20 protein-coding genes are annotated in these 18,699 nt (G+C 66.6%); 9 read left to right on the top strand and 11 right to left on the bottom strand.

Annotated elements, in window-relative coordinates; all coding sequences use genetic code 11:
- Positions 1–2: 2 nt before the first annotated feature.
- The 4 genes from hpaE to hpaR are packed head-to-tail and all read right to left on the bottom strand — an operon-like array spanning position 3 to position 3,326.
- Entirely contained in the window at positions 3–1,478 is a 1,476-nt protein-coding gene (gene hpaE / locus AO057_RS02830; protein WP_057674206.1) for a 5-carboxymethyl-2-hydroxymuconate semialdehyde dehydrogenase, read from the bottom strand.
- A complete protein-coding gene (locus AO057_RS02825) occupies positions 1,475–2,227 on the bottom strand; it encodes a fumarylacetoacetate hydrolase family protein (protein ID WP_057674205.1) in 753 nt (250 codons plus the stop codon). The genes hpaE and AO057_RS02825 overlap by 4 nt, the downstream gene beginning before the upstream one ends.
- Positions 2,224–2,895 carry a fumarylacetoacetate hydrolase family protein gene (locus AO057_RS02820; RefSeq protein ID WP_057674204.1) on the bottom strand — a complete coding sequence of 224 codons (672 nt, stop codon included), beginning with the start codon at positions 2,893–2,895 and terminating at the stop codon, positions 2,224–2,226. The genes AO057_RS02825 and AO057_RS02820 overlap by 4 nt, the downstream gene beginning before the upstream one ends.
- Positions 2,892–3,326 carry a homoprotocatechuate degradation operon regulator HpaR gene (gene hpaR, locus AO057_RS02815; RefSeq protein ID WP_057674203.1) on the bottom strand — a complete coding sequence of 145 codons (435 nt, stop codon included), beginning with the start codon at positions 3,324–3,326 and terminating at the stop codon, positions 2,892–2,894. The genes AO057_RS02820 and hpaR overlap by 4 nt, the downstream gene beginning before the upstream one ends.
- 125 nt (positions 3,327–3,451) lie before the next feature.
- Here hpaR and radA point away from each other — a divergent pair, with 125 nt between their 5' ends.
- The 7 genes from radA (at position 3,452) to waaF (ending at position 8,923) form a co-directional block, all read left to right on the top strand.
- Positions 3,452–4,819, top strand: a complete 1,368-nt coding sequence (gene radA, locus AO057_RS02810) for a DNA repair protein RadA (protein WP_057674202.1) — start codon at positions 3,452–3,454, stop codon at positions 4,817–4,819.
- A 44-nt stretch (positions 4,820–4,863) separates the two neighbouring features.
- Positions 4,864–5,271, top strand: a complete 408-nt coding sequence (locus AO057_RS02805; protein ID WP_057674201.1) for a GlcG/HbpS family heme-binding protein — start codon at positions 4,864–4,866, stop codon at positions 5,269–5,271.
- Positions 5,268–6,101 carry an aldo/keto reductase gene (locus tag AO057_RS02800; protein ID WP_057674200.1) on the top strand — a complete coding sequence of 278 codons (834 nt, stop codon included), beginning with the start codon at positions 5,268–5,270 and terminating at the stop codon, positions 6,099–6,101. Before AO057_RS02805 ends, AO057_RS02800 begins: the two co-directional genes overlap by 4 nt.
- 13 nt (positions 6,102–6,114) lie before the next feature.
- Complete coding sequence (locus tag AO057_RS02795) at positions 6,115–6,552, top strand: hypothetical protein (RefSeq protein WP_057674199.1); 438 nt, start codon at positions 6,115–6,117, stop codon at positions 6,550–6,552.
- 52 nt (positions 6,553–6,604) lie between these two features.
- Complete coding sequence (locus tag AO057_RS02790; RefSeq protein WP_057674198.1) at positions 6,605–7,543, top strand: branched-chain amino acid transaminase; 939 nt, start codon at positions 6,605–6,607, stop codon at positions 7,541–7,543.
- 66 nt (positions 7,544–7,609) lie between these two features.
- Positions 7,610–7,816, top strand: coding sequence for a zinc-finger domain-containing protein (locus tag AO057_RS02785; RefSeq protein ID WP_057674197.1), 207 nt, complete (start codon positions 7,610–7,612; stop codon positions 7,814–7,816).
- A 102-nt stretch (positions 7,817–7,918) separates the two neighbouring features.
- Entirely contained in the window at positions 7,919–8,923 is a 1,005-nt protein-coding gene (waaF, locus tag AO057_RS02780; protein ID WP_256380104.1) for a lipopolysaccharide heptosyltransferase II, read from the top strand.
- Between the two features lie 247 nt (positions 8,924–9,170).
- Here the strand turns inward: waaF and AO057_RS02775 are convergent, their stop codons facing one another.
- The 4 genes from AO057_RS02775 to AO057_RS02760 form a co-directional block, all read right to left on the bottom strand.
- The gene (locus AO057_RS02775) at positions 9,171–9,398 is read right to left on the bottom strand and encodes a hypothetical protein (RefSeq protein ID WP_057674195.1); all 228 of its coding nucleotides are present in this window, start codon (positions 9,396–9,398) and stop codon (positions 9,171–9,173) included.
- A 109-nt stretch (positions 9,399–9,507) separates the two neighbouring features.
- On the bottom strand, positions 9,508–10,698 hold the full coding sequence (locus AO057_RS02770) for a sensor histidine kinase (protein WP_057674194.1): 1,191 nt from the start codon (positions 10,696–10,698) through the stop codon (positions 9,508–9,510).
- 1 nt (position 10,699) lies between these two features.
- The gene (locus tag AO057_RS02765) at positions 10,700–11,410 is read right to left on the bottom strand and encodes a response regulator (RefSeq protein WP_057674193.1); all 711 of its coding nucleotides are present in this window, start codon (positions 11,408–11,410) and stop codon (positions 10,700–10,702) included.
- Between the two features lie 79 nt (positions 11,411–11,489).
- Entirely contained in the window at positions 11,490–12,818 is a 1,329-nt protein-coding gene (locus tag AO057_RS02760; RefSeq protein WP_057674192.1) for an AmpG family muropeptide MFS transporter, read from the bottom strand.
- Positions 12,819–12,852: 34 nt separating this feature from the next.
- On the opposite strand from AO057_RS02760, the gene AO057_RS02755 reads away from it, so the two are divergent.
- Positions 12,853–13,737 (top strand): M48 family metallopeptidase, encoded by an 885-nt coding sequence (locus tag AO057_RS02755; RefSeq protein WP_057674191.1) that lies wholly within the window; start codon positions 12,853–12,855, stop codon positions 13,735–13,737.
- A 47-nt stretch (positions 13,738–13,784) separates the two neighbouring features.
- On the opposite strand, the gene AO057_RS02750 is transcribed toward AO057_RS02755, so the two are convergent.
- The 3 genes from AO057_RS02750 to AO057_RS02740 all read right to left on the bottom strand — a co-directional run bounded on the left by AO057_RS02750 (position 13,785) and on the right by AO057_RS02740 (position 15,941).
- The gene (locus tag AO057_RS02750) at positions 13,785–14,426 is read right to left on the bottom strand and encodes a hypothetical protein (RefSeq protein ID WP_057674190.1); all 642 of its coding nucleotides are present in this window, start codon (positions 14,424–14,426) and stop codon (positions 13,785–13,787) included.
- Between the two features lie 142 nt (positions 14,427–14,568).
- The gene (locus AO057_RS02745; protein WP_057674189.1) at positions 14,569–15,171 is read right to left on the bottom strand and encodes a hypothetical protein; all 603 of its coding nucleotides are present in this window, start codon (positions 15,169–15,171) and stop codon (positions 14,569–14,571) included.
- Between the two features lie 131 nt (positions 15,172–15,302).
- On the bottom strand, positions 15,303–15,941 hold the full coding sequence (locus AO057_RS02740) for an MBL fold metallo-hydrolase (protein WP_057677146.1): 639 nt from the start codon (positions 15,939–15,941) through the stop codon (positions 15,303–15,305).
- A gap of 233 nt (positions 15,942–16,174) precedes the next feature.
- Between AO057_RS02740 and AO057_RS02735 the strand changes: the two genes are divergently transcribed.
- Complete coding sequence (locus tag AO057_RS02735; RefSeq protein ID WP_057674188.1) at positions 16,175–18,676, top strand: bifunctional diguanylate cyclase/phosphodiesterase; 2,502 nt, start codon at positions 16,175–16,177, stop codon at positions 18,674–18,676.
- Positions 18,677–18,699 lie beyond the last annotated feature (23 nt).

The following is an 18,699-nucleotide window of genomic DNA, read 5'->3' as shown; positions in this document are numbered from 1 at the left end:
GGTCAGACCCCCCAATGTGGGATGTGGTGATGGCCCATGCTCACCGCCACGTTCTTGGGCTCCAGGAACACCTCGTAGCTCCAGGTGCCGCCCTCGCGCCCCGTGCCGCTGGCTTTGGTGCCGCCGAAGGGCTGGCGCAGGTCCCGCACATTCTGGCTGTTGACGAAGCACATGCCGGCCTCGATGGCGCCGGCCACACGGTGCGCGCGGCCCAGGTTCTCGCTCCAGACATAGCTGGAGAGGCCGTATTGAATATCGTTAGCCAGGCGAATCGCGTCGGCCTCGTCCTTGAAAGGGATCAGGCAGGCTACGGGGCCGAAGATCTCTTCCTGCGCGATGCGCATGCGGTTGTCCACGTCGGCGAACACGGTGGGCCAGACGTAGTTGCCCTTGTTCACGCGCGCCGGCAATTCGGGTGCGTAGGACGGGCGATCCAGCCCGCCGCACAGCAGCGTGGCACCTTCCTTCGGGCCGAGCTCGATGTAGCTGCGGACTTTGGCCAGGTGGGCCTGACTGATCATGGGGCCGATGATGGTCTTCTCATCCTGCGGGTCGCCGACCGCGATGCGCCTGGCGCGCTCGGTGAACTTCTGCACGAAGTCGGCGTAGATGCTCTGCTGCACCAGTATGCGGCTGCCCGCGGTGCAGCGTTCGCCGTTGTTGGAGAAGATCATGAAGACGGCGGCGTCGAGCGCGCGCTCCAGGTCCGCGTCGTCGAAGATCACGAAGGGGCTCTTGCCGCCCAGCTCCATGCTGAACTTCTTCAGGCCCGCGGCCTTGACGATGCGGTTGCCCGTGGCGGTGGAGCCGGTGAAGGAGATGGCGCGCACGTCCGGGTGGGCGCACAGCGGCTCACCCGTTTCCTGGCCGTAGCCGTGCACCACGTTGAGTACGCCGGCCGGGATGCCGGCTTCCAGCGCCAGCTCACCCAGGCGGGCGGCGGTCAAGGGCGAGAGCTCGCTCATCTTGAGCACGGCCGTGTTGCCGAAGGCCAGGGCCGGCGCCACCTTCCAGGTGGCCGTCATGAAGGGCACATTCCAGGGGGAAATTAACGCACACACGCCCACCGGGTGGAACAGGGTGTAGTTCAGGTGCGTGGGCGTGGGGTAGGTGTGGCCGTCCACGCGCGTGCACATTTCGGCGAAGTAATGGAAGTTGTCGGCGGCGCGCGGGATCAGCTGCTTGGCCGTTTGGGCGATGACCTGGCCGGTGTCGGCGGTCTCGGTGCGTGCGATCTCGGGCACGTGCTGCGCGATCAGCTCGCCGAGCTTGCGGATGAGTCTGGCGCGCTCGGGGGCGGGCAGGCCGGCCCACTTCGGGAACGCGTCCTTGGCGGCGGCCACGGCGGCGTGCACTTCGGCGGCGCCACCGGCGGCGACTTCGGCCAGCACTTCCTGCGTGGCGGGGTTGACGGTTTCGAAGTAATCGACGCCGGCCACCGGCTTGCCGTTGATGAGGTGGTTGATGACGGTGTTCATGCGGAGCGGATGGTGTTGACGAGGGTACCGATGCCCTCGATTTCGGTGACGATGACATCGCCGGGCCGGCAGTCGACGATGCCATCGGGCGTGCCGGTCAGGATCAGGTCGCCGGCTTGTAGCGTCATGAAGCTGCTGAAATATTCGATCAGGTAGGGCACGTCGAAGATCATGTCGCGCGTGTGGCCGGACTGCGTGAGCTTGCCGTTGACCGTGGTGCTCAGGGCCAGCGCCATGGGATTGGGCACGTCCCCGGTGTCGACGCGCCAGGGGCCCAGCGGCGTGCAGGTGTCGCGGTTCTTCACGCGCAGGTTGGGCCGGTACCAGTTCTCCAGGTAGTCGCGGATGGCGTAGTCGTTAGCGACCGTATAGCCGGCCACAAAGTCGTAGGCGTCGGCCCGCTTCACGTTTTTGGCACGCTGGCCGATCACCACGGCCAGCTCGCATTCGTAGTGCATGTAGTCCACCCCGGCGGGCCGCACGGTATGGGCGCGATGGCCGATCAGCGAGCCTTCGCCCTTGATGAAGACCAGCGGCTCCTCGGGGGCCTTGAAGGCCAGTTCCTTCGCGTGGTCGGCGTAGTTGAGGCCCAGGGCGAGGACCGTGCGTGGCCAGGGCACGGGGGCCAGTGGCGGCAGCCAGGTCACGGCATCGAAGTCGACCCGGCGGCCATCGGCCAGAAGCAGACGGCCGTCGCGTTCGGTGGCGTCGTGGATCGCGCCGTCATAGGCCACGCGTGCGTGTTTCATGGGGTTTCCTCCACCAGCGTGTTTCTCAGCGTGCCCAGCGCGGGCATGCCGATGGCGGAAATTTCGATGCGCTGGCCCGCGCGGGCCAGCGGCCGCTTGTCCCCCAGGCCCAGCAGCAGCACATCGCCGTGGCGCAGGGTCATGAACTCGCTGACGTCGGCGATCAGCTGTGCCGCCGGGCGCAGCATGCGCCCCAGGTCCACGGTCTGCTGCAGCTGTCCGTTGACGCGCACCTCCAGCCGCAGCCGGTTCGGGTCGCCCACCTCGGCCGGTGTGGCGCAGCACGGCCCGATGCCGAGGAAACCGTCGAGGTTCTTGTACTTGATGGGCGGGCGGTAGTAGCTGGCGTGTGGCAGCGAGAGGTCGTTGACCAGCACGTAGCCCGCCACGTGCGATAGCGCGTTGTCAGCGCTGACCTGGTGCGCGGCAGTGCCGATGACCATGGCGAGGCTGGCGCCGATCTCGACCTGCGGCGCGCGGGCAGGAACCGCGATGGCCGCACCGCAGGCGCTCCAGGTGTTGGCGGTCTTGATGTAGAGCACGGGTGCCTGCGGCGGCGCCTTGTAGGGCGGCTCGTTCATCTGCGCGGTCCAGGCGGCCCACTCGTCCTTCGAGTTGAGCAGCACACCATAGACCGTGCCGGCCGCCAGGACGGGTGCGTGGCTCATGCGGGCTCCTCCAGGGCAATCAGTTCGTCCAGCAGCGCATACAGCTGCCCCAGTTTTTCCTTACCCAGGCCGCGCTCCAGGCGCTGGTAATGCGCCTCGATCGACTGGGACAGGGTAGCGACCAGCGCCAGGCCGCGGGGCGTGGCGCGCACCACGGTACGGCGCTGGTCGGCCGCGTCGCGCTCGCGTTGCACCAGCCCGTCACGCTCCATGCGGGCCAGCACGCCGGTGAGGCTGGGGCCGAGGATGTAGGCCTCGCGCGCCACGCGGCCGGTTTCCACCACGCCGTGCTCGCCCAGCACGCGCAGCACGCGCCACTGCTGGTCGCTCAGGCCCTGGTCGCGCAGGCCGGGGCGGTAGTGCGTCATCACGGCTTCGCGCGCCTGCAGCAGCAGGCGGGGCAGGTTGCGATGGCGAAAGGCGGTGGACATGTCGGGGGTGTCGATTTATTTAATATGTTAAATGTTTTGGCGCCGCATTCAAGCCGGGCCCCGCCCCGCAGGCCCCGGACTTACCCGGGCTGTAAGTTCATACAGTATTCGGGTACCATGCACGGATGGCGAAAGACAAGACCATCTACACCTGCAACGAGTGCGGCGGCATCAGCCCCAAGTGGCTGGGCAAGTGCCCGCATTGCAATGCCTGGAACTCGCTGATCGAGTCCGTGGCGGAGAGCGCCGCGCCAACGAAGAACCGTTTTGCCGCGCTGGCCAAAACCGCCGAGGTGGTCGCGCTGGCCGACATCGAGGCCTCGGACGTCGAGCGCACGCCCACCGGCCAGGACGAACTGGACCGGGTGTTGGGCGGCGGCATCGTCGAAGGCGGTGTGGTGCTCATCGGCGGCGATCCGGGCATCGGCAAGTCCACGCTGCTGCTGCAGGCGCTCGATGCCTTGCAACGCGCCGGCCAGAAAACGCTCTACGTCACCGGCGAGGAAAGCGGCGCCCAGGTGGCGCTGCGCGCGCGCCGCCTGGGGCTGGACGGCTCACGGGTACAGGTGCTGGCCGAGATCCAGCTCGAGAAGATCCTGGCCACGCTGGATGCGCACCAGCCGGCGATTGCCGTGATCGACTCCATCCAGACCGTCTACTCCGACCAGCTCACCTCCGCCCCCGGCTCGGTGGCGCAGGTGCGCGAATGCGCCGCGCACCTCACGCGCGCCGCCAAGGCCAGCGGCACGGCCATCGTGCTGGTGGGCCATGTGACCAAGGAGGGCGCGCTGGCCGGCCCGCGTGTGCTGGAGCACATGGTGGACACGGTGCTCTACTTCGAGGGCGACACGCACAGCAGTTTCCGCCTGATCCGCGCCATCAAGAACCGCTTCGGCGCCGTCAACGAGATCGGTGTCTTCGCCATGACGGAAAAGGGTCTCAAGGGCGTGAGCAACCCCAGCGCCATCTTTCTGAGCCAGCACGCCGAGCCCGTGCCCGGCAGTTGCGTGATGGTCACGTTGGAAGGCACGCGCCCCATGCTGGTGGAGATCCAGGCCTTGGTGGACAGCGGCGGGCCGTCGCCACGCCGCCTCTCCGTGGGCCTGGACCGCGATCGTCTCGCCATGCTGCTGGCTGTGTTGCACCGCCACGCCGGCGTGGCCTGCCTGGACCAGGACGTCTTCGTCAACGCCGTGGGCGGCGTGCGCATCAGCGAGCCGGCGGCCGACCTGGCCGTGATGCTGGCCATCACCTCCTCGCTGCGCGGCAAGCCTTTGCCCAAGGGCTTTCTCGCCTTCGGCGAAGTGGGCCTGGCCGGCGAGGTGCGGCCCGCGCCGCGCGGGCAGGAGCGCCTGAAGGAAGCCGCCAAGCTGGGTTTCACCGTGGCCGTGGTGCCCAAGGCCAATGCGCCGAAGAAAGCCATCGAGGGCCTGACCATCCATGCCGTGGAGCGTGTGGAGGAAGCGCTGCAGGTGCTGCGGACGCTGGAGTAGGGCCTGTTCCTACAATCCTGTGCATTCAATGCTCAGGAGTTGTCATGTCCAACCTTACCCTCGCCATCGCCCGTGACCTGATCGACCAGGCCATGGCCCACGCCACCCAGAACTTCAAGAAGCCGGTCTGTGTCTCGGTCTGCGACGCCAGCGGCCTGCTGCTGGCTTTCGTGCGCATGGAGGGCGCGCCGGTGCGCAGTGTCGCCATCTCGCAAGGCAAGGGCTACAGCGCGGCGCGCATGGGTGTGACGACCCAGGCAGTGCTGGAGCGTCTGCACCGCGAGAACATCGAGATGGGCTACTTCTGCGACCCGCTGCTTACGGCCCTGCCCGGGGGCTCGCCACTCAAGGACAAGGACGGCACCCTGCGCGGCGCCATCGGCGTCAGCGGCCTGACCTCGGCCGAGGACCAGCAGGTCACGGACTACATTGCCGGCAAGTTCGCCGCATGAAAACCGTGCGCCTGCCCTCGGGCGAGCAGGTGCCGGCCCTGGGCCAGGGCACCTGGTACATGGGCGAGGACCGCAGCGCGCGCAAGGCCGAAGTCGCCGCCCTGCAGCTCGGCCTGGACCTGGGCCTGACACTGATCGATACCGCCGAGATGTACGCCGAGGGCGGGGCCGAGCAGGTGGTGGGCGAGGCGCTCGTGGGTCGGCGTGATCAGGCCTTTCTCGTCAGCAAGGTCTATCCGCACAACGCCTCGCGCCAGGGGGCCATCGCGGCCTGCGAGCGCAGCCTCAAGCGTCTGAAGACCGACCATATGGATCTCTACCTCTTGCACTGGCGTGGCCAACACCCGCTGGCCGAGACCGTGGAGGCTTTCGAGGCCTTGCAGCGGGCCGGCAAGATTCGCCACTGGGGCGTGAGCAACCTGGACCTGGCCGACATGCAGGAGCTCTGGCGCGTTCCTGGAGGCGAGACCTGCGCTGCGAACCAGTTGCTCTACAACCTGGGCCGTCGTGGCATCGAGTGGGACCTGCTGCCCTGGTTGCGCGAGCGCGGCGTGCCCGTCATGGCCTATTCGCCGATCGAGCAGGCGCGCCTGCTGGGCCACAAGGGCCTGCAGGATTTCGCCCGTCGCCACGGCATGACCCCGGCGCAAGCCGCGCTGGCCTGGCTGCTGGCGCAGGAGGGCGTGATCGCCATCCCGAAGTCGGCCAGCCCGGCCCGAGTGCGGGAGAATGCGGCGGCCCGCGAGATCACGCTGAATCCGGCCCAGCTGGCCGAACTCGACCAACTGTTCCCGCCGCCCGGCAGGCCTGTGCCGCTGGAGATGCTCTGAGACAATCGGGGCCATGTCTTTTCAGAAAATCCTGATTCCCATCGGCGCCGTGGCGCTGGTCGTGGCCGGCTACCGCTTCGGGGGCTGGGCCGGCGTGGCCTTTGCCGTTGGCGCCCTCATGCTGTGGCTGATGCTGCACTTCACCCGCCTCATGCACATCCTCAAGCGTGCGGCCGACAGCCCCCTGGGTTATGTGGGCAGCGCCGTGATGCTGCAGGCCAAGCTCAGGCCCGGCATGACGCTGATGCACGTGGTGGCCATGACCCGTTCGCTGGGTGAAGCGCAGAGCCCGCCCGACAGCCAACCCGAGCAGTTCCGCTGGACCGACCCGTCCGAAGCCTCGGTGACCTGCGAATTCCATGCGGGCAAGCTGGTGCGCTGGGAGTTCCGCCGCCCGGACGTGACCGACCCCGGATCGACCACCATGCCGGGCCTGCCGCCGGCCCCGTAAAATCAGCGTTTTGGCCCGGCCAAACGGGCAGCACCTACCTAGGAAAGAACCGATGAGCCCCCTACCGACCTCGATGTCCGACCGCGACGGAAAAATCTGGATGGACGGCCAGCTGGTGGAATGGCGTGACGCCAGGATCCACGTGCTGAGCCATACCCTGCACTACGGCTGCGGCGCTTTCGAGGGCGTACGGGCCTACAACACGGTCAACGGGACGGCCATCTTCCGCCTGCAGGAGCACACCGAGCGCCTGTTCAACAGCGCCAAGATCCTGCGCATGAAGATCCCCTTCAGCATGGAGCAGGTCAACGAGGCGCAGAAGGAAGTGGTGCGTGCCAACAAGCTGGAGAGCTGCTACCTGCGTCCGCTGACCTGGATCGGCGACAAGAAGCTGGGCGTTTCCCCGAAGGGCAACACCATCCACCTGATGGTGGCGGCCTGGGCCTGGGGCGCCTACCTGGGCGAAGAGGGCATGAAGCGCGGCATCCGCGTCAAGACCTCCAGCTACACGCGTCACCACGTCAACATCACCATGACGCAGGCCAAGGCGGTCAGCAACTACACCAACTCCATCCTGGCCAATATGGAAGCCACGGACGACGGCTATGACGAGGCCCTGCTGCTCGATTCCTCCGGCTTCGTCTCCGAAGGCGCGGGCGAAAACATCTTCGTCATCAAGGGCGGCGTGATCTACACCCCCGACCTGTCGGCCGGCGCGCTCAACGGCATCACGCGCAACACGGTGTTCCACATCGCCAAGGACTTGGGCCTGGAGATCGTGCAAAAGCGCATCACGCGCGACGAGGTCTACATTGCCGACGAGGCCTTCTTCACCGGCACCGCGGCTGAAGTGACCCCGATCCGCGAACTCGACCGCATCGAGATCGGCAGCGGTTCGCGCGGCCCGATCACCGAGAAGATCCAGAGCGCCTTCTTCGACATCGTCAACGGCCGCAATCCCAAGTACGCCCACTGGCTCACCAAGGTGTGAAACCTGGCGGGTCAGACCACTTGCGTCAGCGATGTGTTCTGACCCTCACTGATTGAAAAGGCAAATATGAGCAAGTCCACCGTTGAACTGCTGGCCCAGGACCTGAACCACCAGGGCGGCGTGTATTGCCCCAGCCCCCAGGCCGACATGAAGATCTGGAACAGCCACCCCAAGGTCTACCTGGACGTGGCGCACACCGGCGAGGCCAAGTGCCCCTACTGCGGCACCGTCTACAAGTTGAAGGCCGGTGAACATTTCGCCGCGCACCACTGATTTCCCGCCGCGTCGCGAGCGGGTTGGCAGCGCGAAGCCGCGCAGCGAGCGACGAGGCATACCTGGAAAGGTAGACGAGGAGTGAGCGAGCACGCGACAAAGCTGCCGACCCGCGCAGTAGCGGCGCTTGTCATTGCGCCCCAGTGGATCGGCGACGCGGTCATGACCGAGCCGCTGATGCGACGCCTCGCTGCTCGCGGCGAGCGGCTCACCGTCGGGGCCCTGCCCTGGGTGGCGCCGGTCTACCGCGCCATGCCGCAGGTGGCCGAAGTCATCGAGTTTCCCTTTGCCCACGGCGGCCTGCAGTTCAAGGCCCGGCGCTCGCTGGCCAAACAGGTCGAGGGCCGCTTCGACGTGGCCTATGTGCTGCCCAATTCGCTCAAGAGTGCGCTGCTGCCCTTCCTGGCCAGCATCCCCAAGCGCGTGGGGTACCTGGGTGAGGCGCGCGTGGGCCTGCTCACGCACCGCTTGAAGAACCCCCCGAAGGACAAACGGCCGCCCATGGTGGCCTTCTATTCGGCGCTCAGTGGAGAAGCGGGTATCGAGGCCGACCGGCCGCACCTGCACGTCGATACGGCCCAGTGTGATGCCGTGCTGGCCAAGCTGGGGCTGGCACGTGGGGGCTACTACGTCTTCGTGCCGGGTGCCGAATACGGCCCGGCCAAGCGCTGGCCTGTGCAGCGTTACGCCGAATTGGCACAGCAGCTCGACGCGCCGGTGATCGTGCTGGGATCGGGCAAGGAAGCGCCGCTGGGCACCGAGATCGTTGCGCTGGCTGCCGGGGCCGATTGCCGCAACCTGGCTGGCACCACAACCCTGGCCGAAGCCTTTGCCCTGATTGCGGCGGCGCGCCGCGTCATCAGCAACGACACCGGGCTCATGCACGTGGCCGCCGCGCTGGACGTGCCGCAGGTCGCCATCTTCGGCTCCAGCAGCCCGCTGCACACGCCGCCGCTCAGCGCGCGCGCGAAAGTGCTCTGGCTCAAGGATGACCCCGCCTACCAGCCACCGCTGGACTGCGCGCCCTGCTTCCAGCGTGTATGCCCGCTAGGCCATCTGCGCTGCCTCAACGACATCACGGCTGATCGCGTGCGCGCTGCGCTCTAAAGGTGCGGTTCAGCCGAAAAAAAAGCCACCCTTGCGGGTGGCTTTGAAAAGTCCTCGAAAGGACGTCGTTGGGATCGAACGGCGGCCCCCTCGTTCTTGTCTGGCGGGGGACCGGCCTTAAGCTTTGAAACTTGACTGTGACAGCAGTACAGGCACAAATATAGCCAGCCGTTTGCATCCGGCATATCCCACAAATTGGGGATATGACGTCCAAAGTGTCTCGAAATAAGACATTCAGGATGCGTTTTCAGGCGGTCCGGGCTTGCGGGCTGGCGCTGAACAGGGCTTCGAAGGCCATATCGAAGGCTTCAGGCCGGGAATCGGAAATGAACAGGCCGAACTGGTCCAGTTCCACGACGTACATGGTGAACTGGCTCAGCAGGTTCTGCTCGATCTTCAGGCCGCGGTAGCTCTGGTGCCGCGCGACGATGGTCGAGCGGTCGGGCTGCGGTGGACGGGTGGCGGTGGCGCTCATGGTGTGTGTTCCCCCTTGTCTGTCATAACAATAGGAAACACGGACCGCTTGCGCCAGCCCCTGCCGGACCGGCAGCGTGCGGTTTTTCACGCCCGGGGCGTTTGCTTGGTCAGCTGGTCAGCGGCAGGCGCAACACGAAGCAGGCACCGCCGCCCGGGCGTTCCTCGTTGTGCACCGTGCCGCCGTGGCGCTGGGCGATGGAACGCACCAGGGCCAGGCCCAGGCCCACCCCGCCCTCGCGCTCGGAGGCGCCGGGCAGACGGAAGAAAGGCTCGAAGATGCGCTCGCGCAAGGCGGGCGGGATGCCCTGCCCCTGGTCGCAGACCCGGATCTCGACGTGCGCGCCCTGGGTCTGCAGGGTCAGGGTCACCTCGCCGCCGCCATGCCGGCGGGCGTTTTCCAGCAGGTTGCGCAGGGCGCGGCGCAGCAGGCGGGTCAGGCCCGAAACCAGGACGCTGGTGGTGCCGGCCGGCGCTTCGAGTTCGGCGCCGGTGCGGGCGCATTCCTCGGCGCACAGGCCGACCAGTTCGACCGGCTCCAGCGGCCCCAGATCATCGGGGCTGGCGTCCAGCCGGCTGGCCAGCAGGATTTCGTCGATCAGCTGGTCCAGCTCGCGGATATTCCGTGCCATTTCCTCATGGGTGGCCGGGCTGGGCTGGGCCTGCATGAGTTCCAGGCCCATGCGGATGCGTGCCAGGGGCGAACGCAACTCATGCGAGGCATTGGCCAGCAGGGCCTTGTGCGACAGGAGCAGGGCCTGCACGCGGGCGGCGGCGATGTTGAAGCGTTGTGCCAGGAAGGCCACTTCGTCCTGCCCGTCCTCGGGCAGGCGGCGCGCCAGGTCACCCTCGCCCCAGCGCTCCACGCCCTGTTGCAGGGTTTCGAGCCGTTTGGTCAGCCGGCGCACGATGGGGTAGGCGCCCAGGGCCACAGCGGCGGCCACCAGGCCGAGCAGTACGAGCAGGTTGTAGGGTGGGGGCAGGCCGGTCGGGCCCAGCGGCGGCGAGGGCGGCGGGCGGTTGCCGGGGCGCGGCAATTGCACAAAGACGGTCTGGCCGTCGCGCAGCGGCACTTCGAACTCCCAGCCCTGGCCGGGCACGCGCGCGCCCCGGGTCTGGGCCTGGCCGAGCACTTCGCCCTGGGCATTGCGCAGGATGATCTCGCGGCCCGGGCGCTGGGCGCGCTCGCGTTCCGCTTCCTCGCGCCAGATCCAGCCGAAGATCAGGGTCAGCAGCACGATGGCGGCCACCACGGCCAGCCAGATGCGGATGTAGAGGCGCTGGGTCAGCGGCGTGCCCATGTCAGTCCTGCTGGCGGGCGAAGACGTAGCCCACGCCGCGCACCGTCAGGATGCGCTTGGGTGCCTTGGGGTCGGCTTCAATGGCGGCACGGATGCGGCCCATGTGCACGTCGATCGAACGGTCGAAGGCCTCCAGTTCGCGCCCGCGCACGGCTTCCATGATCTGGTCGCGCGTGAGCACGCGCCCGGCGCGTTCGGCCAGCGCGACCAGCAGGTCGAACTGGTAGGAGGTGAGCTCGCAGGCAGCCCCGTTGACGCTGACGGTGCGCGCGTCGCGGTCGATGGCCAGTGAGCCGAAGCGTAGCTGGCTGGCCGGCGCCGGACCGTTGCCGCCGCGGCGGCGCAGCACGGCGCGGATGCGCGCCAGCAGCTCACGCGGCTCGAAAGGCTTGGCCAGGTAGTCGTCGGCGCCCATTTCCAGGCCGATCACGCGGTCCATGGGGTCGCCCTTGGCGGTGAGCATCAGGATGGGGGTCTGCGCCAGGGCCGAGGGCAGGGCACGGATGCGGCGGCAGATCTCCAGCCCGTCCATGTCGGGCAGCATCAGGTCGAGAACCAGGAGTTGGGGCGCGGGATGGGCGGCCTGCAGGCGGGCCAGACCTTCCTCGCCACTGCCCGCGATCTCCACGGTGTAACCGGACTGCGCCAGATACTCGCTGACCATAGCGGCCAGGCGGGCATCATCCTCGATCATCAGCAGGGGCTGGCTCATGTTCGCGAGTTTATCCATGTGCCCATGATGCTGCGCAGCCGTCAGCCGGCCTTGTCGCGCCCGTAAAGATAGGTAAACGCTAGCCTTGACGCCGTGCGGCCCGCGCCGCCAGCCCTACCAGCAGCAGCACGGGCAGGCCCAACAGGGCGGTGGAGACGAAGAACTGGCTGTAGCCGTAGGCGTCCACATAGTGGCCCGAGAAACCCGCGATGAACTTGGGCGCCAGCAGCATCATGGAACTGAACAGGGCGTACTGCGTGGCCGAGTAGCTGATGTTGGTCAGGCTGGAGAGGTAGGCGATGAAAGCGGCCGAGGCGATGCCGCTGGAGAGGTTGTCGGCCGAGATCACAAAGATCAGCGCCGTCACGTCGTGCCCGCGCGAGCCCAGCCAGGCAAACAGCAGGTTGCTGGCCGCGCTGAGCACGGCGCCCAGCATGAGCACGCGCATCACGCCCAGGCGCATGGCCAGCACGCCGCCCACGAAGGCGCCCACCAGGGTCATGATGACGCCGTAGACCTTGGTCACGGCGGCCACCTCGTCCTTGCTGTAGCCCATGTCCACGTAGAAGGGGTTGGCCATGATGCCCATGACCACGTCGCTGATGCGGTAGACGGCGATCAGCGCCAGGATCAGGCCGGCCTGCCACTTGTAGCGGCCCAGGAAGTCGGTGAAGGGCTCCACCACGGCGCCCTGCAGCCACTCGCTCACACTGCGCGCCGGCGGCAGTTCGTGGCGTTTGGGTTCGCGCGAGAACAACACGGTCAGCACGCCGGGCAGCATGCTGGCCGCCATGACCAGGTAGGCCGTGGCCCAGGCGGCGTTCTGGTAGCCCGTGGCCTGGATTTCGGCGCGCGCGGCCAGCCACAGCACGCCGGCGCCGGCCCAGATCATGGCCATGCGGTAGCCGGTCTGGTAGGCCGCTGCCAGCGCGGCCTGGCGCTCGGCCCCGGCCGATTCGATGCGGAAGGCGTCCAGCGCGATGTCCTGCGTGGCCGACGCAAAGGCCACGGCCAGCGCACACCAGACCACGGCATGCAGGCCGTCCTGCGGGTTGGCCAGTGCCATGCCGACCAACCCGGTCATGATGGCCATCTGCGAGAGCAGCAGCCAGCTGCGGCGCAGGCCCAGCCAGCGGGTCAGGCCGGGCAGCGGCAGGCGGTCCACCAGCGGGGCCCAGGCCCACTTGAAGGCATAGGCCAGGCCGACCCAGCTGAGTTCACCGATGGTGTCGCGGCCGATGCCGGCCTCGCGCAGACGGAAACTCAGCGTGCCCAGCACCAGCAGCAGGGGTAGGCCGGCCGCAAAACCCAGGGCCAGCATGCGCAGGGTGGCGGGTTCGAGGTAGACGCGCAGCGTGTCGGCCCAGGAGGGCTTGAGTTGATCCGGTTCGGGCGCACTTGATGTCATGCGGGGAATAATAAGCGCAGCCCTCCTGCTCACCATGCCCATGATCGAAACCAGACGACTTTCCTTTGCCGCCCTGAGTGCCCTGCTGATGGCCGCCCTGCTGCTGACAGGCTGCAAGGAGCGTCCTGCGCCCCAGCGCGACGGCGTGGACGTGGGCAAGAACTCGGCCTTCACCAAGCTGGTGTCGGCCGAGCAGGTCGAGAAAACGGCCGAGCAGCAATACACCCAGCTCCAGATGCAGGCGGCCAGCAAGCATGCCTTGCTGCCCAGGGACCATCCGCAGGTGCAGCGGCTGCAGGCCATCGCCAGGAAGATCATTCCCCACGCGCTGGCGTGGAATCCGCGTGCGCAGGACTGGAAGTGGTCGGTCAGCGTGATCAACTCGCCGCAGGTCAATGCCTTTTGCATGCCTGGCGGCAAGATCGCCTTCTATACCGGCATCCTGGAGCGGCTGCAGCTTAGCGACGACGAGGTGGCCATGGTCATGGGCCACGAGATGGCGCATGCGCTGCGCGAGCATGCGCGCGAGCGCATGGGCAAGGGCGCCGTGACCCAGGGTGTGGCACGCGTGGGCGGCGCGGTGGTGGCTGCCTGGCTGGGGGTGGACCCGCGCCTGACCGATGGCGTGGCGCGCGGCGGCGCCAACCTGCTGGCGCTGGAGTTCAGCCGCAGCGATGAATCGGAGGCTGACCTGGTCGGCCTGGAACTGGCCGCGCGCGCCGGCTACGACCCGCGCGCCGGTGTCAGCCTCTGGCAGAAGATGAGTGCCGCCAGCAAGGGCGCCCCGCCCCAGTGGCTCTCGACCCATCCCTCGGGCAAGACGCGCATCGCCGAGATCGAGAAGAACCTCCCCAAGGTGCTGCCGTTGTACGAGCGGGCACGCTCGCCGGTTTCACCGCGCGGCACCGGCCGGCCATGAAAAAAGCGCAGCCGGGCTGCGTTTTTTTCATGGGGGCGGGTCGTCGATCAGAAGCGATAGACCATGCCGACGGAAACGCTGGGCAGGTAGCCCAAGCCTCCAAGGGAGTCATTCATCTTCTTCTTCTGTGCATCGACATCGGCTTGGGTTATGCCGTTGTAGCCCACCAAGTCGGTATCGATGTCGGCCGTGAAAGAGCCGAGGGTGATGCCGGCGTCGGCATAAAAGCCCAGACCTTTGGTCGAGACGTGGTGGCCATAGCCCAGGCCCAGGTAGGCGGTGGTGCTCGGGTATTTCAGGCTCACATTGAATTTCTTGCCGGTGGTATCGGTCGTGACGCTGCCGATGGTGGTGTTGGGACCACCCACGCCATTCACGGTCAGCTTGGTGTCGTTGGCCGTGACGCCGCCGACCAGGCGGAACCCGCCGCTGAAGGGAAACCAGTCGGCAAAGAGGCCGGCGCGGCTGGATTTGAAGGTCGCGTCGTAGCGCACGCCGTTGTCGGTACCGCTGGCGCTGGCCGACAGGCCGCCGGCATATTCGCCGCGCACCCCCCAGCTCTTGCTGACGGGGTGGGCATAACCGAGGGTGTAAAGGCCGGGCAAGCCGATGCCGCCATAGATGTCTTGCGCCTGGACGTTGGCGCCCAAGCTGGCGAGCAGGCCCAGGCTGATGAGGTATTTTTTCATTTCAGGAGAGTAAAAAGGGAATTCAGGCCGCAATTATTTCAAAACAGGGGCGTTTGGGCCATCGGTAACCCCTGGTGGTAGTCGGGCACAGACAGAGTTTTCTGGCCTGCGCGAGGAGCCCGAAGCGCTCGGGCGTAGCGCTTCAGTAGCGGTAGATCAGGCCAAGCGAAACGCTGGGCAGGTAACGAAAGCCCAGCCAGCCGTTGGTCTGTGTGCGCCAGCCTTCCATGCCTGCCGCCGAACTGGTGCCGCCGCCCTGGCTGGTGTCGGCGTCGGCCGGCAGGGTGCTCAGTGAGACCCCCATGTCGGCATAAAAGCCCAGGCCCTTGCTTGAGAGGGTGTGCTGCCCGTAGCCGATGCCCAGATAGGTGGAAGAGCTGGGGTATTTCAGGCGCAGGCTGTTCGGGTTGCCGGCCAAGCCGTTCACCGGTGCATTGACGAGGTCCGGTCGGTTCTCGGTGAGGTTGACGCCACCCACAAGACGCAGGCCGCCACCGAAGGGGAACCAGTCGGCATACACCCGGGCGCGGTTCGCCTGGAGTCCGGCGCCGGTATCCACCAGGCCCTCACTGCCGGAGCGATTCCAGTTCAGGCCCGGGGTGGAGTCACCGCGCAGGCTCAGGCTGCCGCTGAGCGAGTACAGACCGGGCAGGCCCAGTTCGGTATAAATATTCTGTGCCACTGCGGGGCCAGCCGCTGCGGAACAGACGGCCAGCGCCAGCCAATGGGCGCGTAGCGAGTTCATGACTAACCTTGAAGAATTCAGACACTGGTCTTGATTATTCAGAATATCGGCAGGCAGAAGCACTTAGATGAGCGGTGTACATGGTCTTTGTGCAGGTTCACAGCCATGTATGGAAAGACATGAGCGGGCGCTCACGTTCCGCCGACGAAAGGATTGCTCTGGCGTTCGTGGCCGAAGGTGCTTTCGGGGCCGTGGCCGGGGATGAAGACGGTGTCGTTGCCCATGGGCCACAGTCGTTCGGTGATGCTGCGGATCAGGTCGGCGTGGTTGCCCTGGGGGAAGTCGGTGCGGCCGATCGAACCGGCAAACAGCACGTCGCCGACGAAGGCGCGCTGGGCTTCGGGGGAGTGGAAGACCACGTGCCCCGGCGTGTGGCCCGGGCAGTGCCGCACGTTGAGCGTGCAGTGACCGATGCTGACGGTGTCGCCGTCCTGCAGCCAGCGGGTCGGGGTGAAGGCCTCGGCGGGCGGCAGGCCGAAACGGCGGCTCTGCTCGGCCAGGCCGTCGATCCAGAACTGGTCGCCCGGGTGCGGGCCGATGATGGGCAGGCCCAGCTGGCGGGCCAGTTCGGCGGTGCCCCCGGCGTGGTCGATGTGGGCATGCGTGAGCCAGATCTGCGTGAGCTTGAGGCCCAGGCGCGCCACCGCGGCGGTGATGCGGGGCAGGTCACCGCCCGGGTCGATGACGGCGGCTTCCAGGGTTTCGTCACACCAGACGATGGAGCAGTTCTGTTCGAAGGCGGTGACGGGAACGGTCTGGTACTTGAGCATGTTGATGGATCGAAGGCCGGGCTGGTATGCTTTCACCAGCATTTTGCATGGATCGCGGACGTCTGGCGGCCGCGATCGGGGAGCAAGTTGTTCTGCGGACCGGCGTTTACCGGCGGCAGGCAGCGGACAACAAACAGCAGGGAGACTGGATGTCACCGGCAAGTATGCACAACAAGAACACAACACAGGCAGACAGGCACAACGCAAGACCTGTCCTGGCGGGGGTCGGCATCATGGCCCTGCTCTGCACGCTGTTGTGGACCGGCGTGCTGGCCGTCGACATCCCGGCCAGCCAGTTTCTGGTGCTGCACACCACGCTGGAGCTTGCCTCCATCATCGTCTCCATGCTCGGTTTCGGCATCGCCTGGCACGCCTATTCGAGCGAGCGCCCGGGCAATATCGTGATCCTGGGCATGGTGCTGTTCGCCACCGCCTTGCTCGACTTTGGCCACACCCTGTCCTACGCCGGGATGCCGGATCTGGCGACACCGTCCAGCCCAGGCAAGGCCATCGCCTTCTGGCTGCCCGCGCGCCTGCTGGTGGCCGTCGGCCTTCTGGCCATCGCCCTGCGATCCTGGCGCCCGCTGGGCACACCGCATATCCGTCACGGGCTGATGACAGCCGTGCTGGTCTACGTGGCGCTGGTCTACTGGCTGATACTGGCCCGGCCGGATCTGCTGCCGGCCCTTTTCGTGCCCGGGCAGGGCTTGACGCCCTTCAAGGTCCGTCTGGAGTACGTGCTGGTTGCGGTCTACGGGAGCGCTGCCCTGCTGTTCTATTACCGGCAGCGCTATCGAGCCGGCACGCCGTCGTCGCATGCCAGCGACATCGACCTGTTTGCCGCGGCCGCCATCGCCGGGCTCTCCGAGCTGTTTTTCACGCGCTATGAGCGTGTCACGGACCTGGTCAATGCGACGGGTCACGTCTACAAGATCGTCAGCTATTACTTCATCTACCGCGCGGTTTTCGTCAGCAGCGTACGCCAGCCTTTCGAGGCACTGCATGAGGCGCTGGGCAAGGAAAAGACGCGTGCCGCCGAGCAGCACTCCTTCGTGCGCACGCTGGATCTGCTCGAAGAGGCGGTGATCGAGCTGGACACGCGTGGACGCATCGTCAGCGCGAACAGCGGCTGGTGGCTGCTGATCGGCGCCGCCCCGACATCGGATGTCAGCCTCATGGAGCACCTCAATGAAGAGGACCGCAGTGCCTTCGAACTCCATTTCATCAGCCTGGCGACCGGCAAAAAGGACGAGTTCCGCGGGCGCTACCGCTTCCAGTCGCCGGCGCGATCCGAGCAGTGGCTGGAGTGCCGTTTTGTGGTCGAGCGTGCCGAGACGGGCGAGATCTCCGGCGTGCGTGGTGTATTGCGTGACATCACCAAGAGCTATCTGCAGGAGCGCCACATCAGCTATATGGCGCTGCATGACGCGCTGACCGGGCTGCCCAACCGCGTGCTTCTGGAAGACCGTATCAAGCAGGCCATCCAGCAGGCGGCGCGTACCGGCAACCACGTGGCGGTGTGCTTCATCGACCTCGATCATTTCAAGAACATCAACGATGCCTATGGTCACAAGGCGGGAGATGCCCTGCTGTTGACGCTGGCGCAACTGCTCAAAGGCTGCTTGCGCGAAGGGGACACCCTGGCGCGCTGGGGGGGCGACGAGTTTGTGGTGCTGCTGCCCGATCTGCACAGCGCCGACGCGGTGCGGCAGGTGGCGCAAAAGATGGTGGAGTCCATGCGCCAGACGATCCTGCTGGACGGCTTGAGCATCAATGCCACCTTCAGCATGGGCATCGCGGTGTATCCCGATGACGAGGGCGAGGGCGACATCGACAGCCTGCTGGCCCGGGCCGACCGGGCCATGTTCTACGCCAAATCCCAGGGGCGCAACAACTTCCAGCTGTTTGCCGACATGTCATCCAAGGGCCTGGGCAAGAAGGAGCTCTACATCCAGACCCGTCTGGCCCAGGCCATCCGGGAGCGACGCATTGCCGTCTGGTTCCAGCCGCTGGTGGCGGCCGAGCCCATGCCCGATGGCCGGGTGCGGCTGGTCGGGGTGGAGGCGCTGGCGCGCTGGCACGATCCCGACCTGGGCTGGATCTCGCCTGGCAGCTTCATCCCGATGGCGGAAAACCTGGGCCTGATCGGGGAACTCGGCCTGCTGGTCCGTCGCCGGGCTTTCGAGCAGTTCCGTGCCTGGCGCCAGACCCATCCCGGACTGACACTGTCGATCAACATTTCCAAGCGCCAACTCTTCGCGACGGAGTTCATGTCCATGCTGTCGGCGGATGTCGAGGAGTATGGCCTGGACCCGCATTCGCTGGTGCTGGAAATCACCGAATCCGTGGCCTTGATGGACGTGGAGTTCGCCGAAGAACGTCTGCGTCAGTTGGCCGGGGCTGGCTTCACGCTGTCCATCGACGATTTCGGTACGGGTTATGCGTCGTTGTCGCAGCTGCACGAACTGCCGATCAGCGAGCTGAAGATCGACATTTCCTTCGTGCGCCGGATGCACAGCGAGGAAGGCCGGCGAATGACACAAGGCATCGTCAGCATGGCCCAGGCATTGCGCCTGCGTACCGTGGCTGAAGGCGTGGAGGACGAAGACACGGCGCGTGCACTGCGCGAGCTGGGCGTCGACCTTCTGCAGGGCTACCACTTCGGTCGCCCTTGTCCGGCCAGCGAGCTCGAAGCGTTGCCCCTGTTCGCTCCTGGTGCTCACTGCACCGGGTGAGGGTTCGTGCGCGCCACGCATTT

The sequence above is a fragment of the Curvibacter sp. PAE-UM genome, from assembly GCF_001432305.1.
Classification (GTDB): Bacteria; Pseudomonadota; Gammaproteobacteria; order Burkholderiales; family Burkholderiaceae_C; genus Hylemonella.
This window is presented reverse-complemented; position numbering and strand designations above follow the sequence as displayed.

What these genes read in the sequence shown, in the direction of transcription:
- AO057_RS02790 (WP_057674198.1), top strand. Translation starts at nt 6,605, where the DNA reads ATGAGCCCCCTACCGACCTCGATGTCCGACCGCGACGGAAAAATCTGG.
- AO057_RS02800 (WP_057674200.1), top strand. Translation starts at nt 5,268, where the DNA reads ATGAAAACCGTGCGCCTGCCCTCGGGCGAGCAGGTGCCGGCCCTGGGC.
- AO057_RS02775 (WP_057674195.1), bottom strand. Translation starts at nt 9,398, where the DNA reads ATGAGCGCCACCGCCACCCGTCCACCGCAGCCCGACCGCTCGACCATC.
- AO057_RS02785 (WP_057674197.1), top strand. Translation starts at nt 7,610, where the DNA reads ATGAGCAAGTCCACCGTTGAACTGCTGGCCCAGGACCTGAACCACCAG.
- AO057_RS02825 (WP_057674205.1), bottom strand. Translation starts at nt 2,227, where the DNA reads ATGAAACACGCACGCGTGGCCTATGACGGCGCGATCCACGACGCCACC.
- AO057_RS02755 (WP_057674191.1), top strand. Translation starts at nt 12,853, where the DNA reads ATGCCCATGATCGAAACCAGACGACTTTCCTTTGCCGCCCTGAGTGCC.
- AO057_RS02750 (WP_057674190.1), bottom strand. Translation starts at nt 14,426, where the DNA reads ATGAAAAAATACCTCATCAGCCTGGGCCTGCTCGCCAGCTTGGGCGCC.
- radA (WP_057674202.1), top strand. Translation starts at nt 3,452, where the DNA reads ATGGCGAAAGACAAGACCATCTACACCTGCAACGAGTGCGGCGGCATC.
- AO057_RS02795 (WP_057674199.1), top strand. Translation starts at nt 6,115, where the DNA reads ATGTCTTTTCAGAAAATCCTGATTCCCATCGGCGCCGTGGCGCTGGTC.
- AO057_RS02765 (WP_057674193.1), bottom strand. Translation starts at nt 11,410, where the DNA reads ATGAGCCAGCCCCTGCTGATGATCGAGGATGATGCCCGCCTGGCCGCT.
- AO057_RS02820 (WP_057674204.1), bottom strand. Translation starts at nt 2,895, where the DNA reads ATGAGCCACGCACCCGTCCTGGCGGCCGGCACGGTCTATGGTGTGCTG.
- hpaR (WP_057674203.1), bottom strand. Translation starts at nt 3,326, where the DNA reads ATGTCCACCGCCTTTCGCCATCGCAACCTGCCCCGCCTGCTGCTGCAG.
- AO057_RS02740 (WP_057677146.1), bottom strand. Translation starts at nt 15,941, where the DNA reads ATGCTCAAGTACCAGACCGTTCCCGTCACCGCCTTCGAACAGAACTGC.
- AO057_RS02760 (WP_057674192.1), bottom strand. Translation starts at nt 12,818, where the DNA reads ATGACATCAAGTGCGCCCGAACCGGATCAACTCAAGCCCTCCTGGGCC.
- AO057_RS02805 (WP_057674201.1), top strand. Translation starts at nt 4,864, where the DNA reads ATGTCCAACCTTACCCTCGCCATCGCCCGTGACCTGATCGACCAGGCC.
- AO057_RS02745 (WP_057674189.1), bottom strand. Translation starts at nt 15,171, where the DNA reads ATGAACTCGCTACGCGCCCATTGGCTGGCGCTGGCCGTCTGTTCCGCA.
- hpaE (WP_057674206.1), bottom strand. Translation starts at nt 1,478, where the DNA reads ATGAACACCGTCATCAACCACCTCATCAACGGCAAGCCGGTGGCCGGC.
- AO057_RS02770 (WP_057674194.1), bottom strand. Translation starts at nt 10,698, where the DNA reads ATGGGCACGCCGCTGACCCAGCGCCTCTACATCCGCATCTGGCTGGCC.
- AO057_RS02735 (WP_057674188.1), top strand. Translation starts at nt 16,175, where the DNA reads ATGGCCCTGCTCTGCACGCTGTTGTGGACCGGCGTGCTGGCCGTCGAC.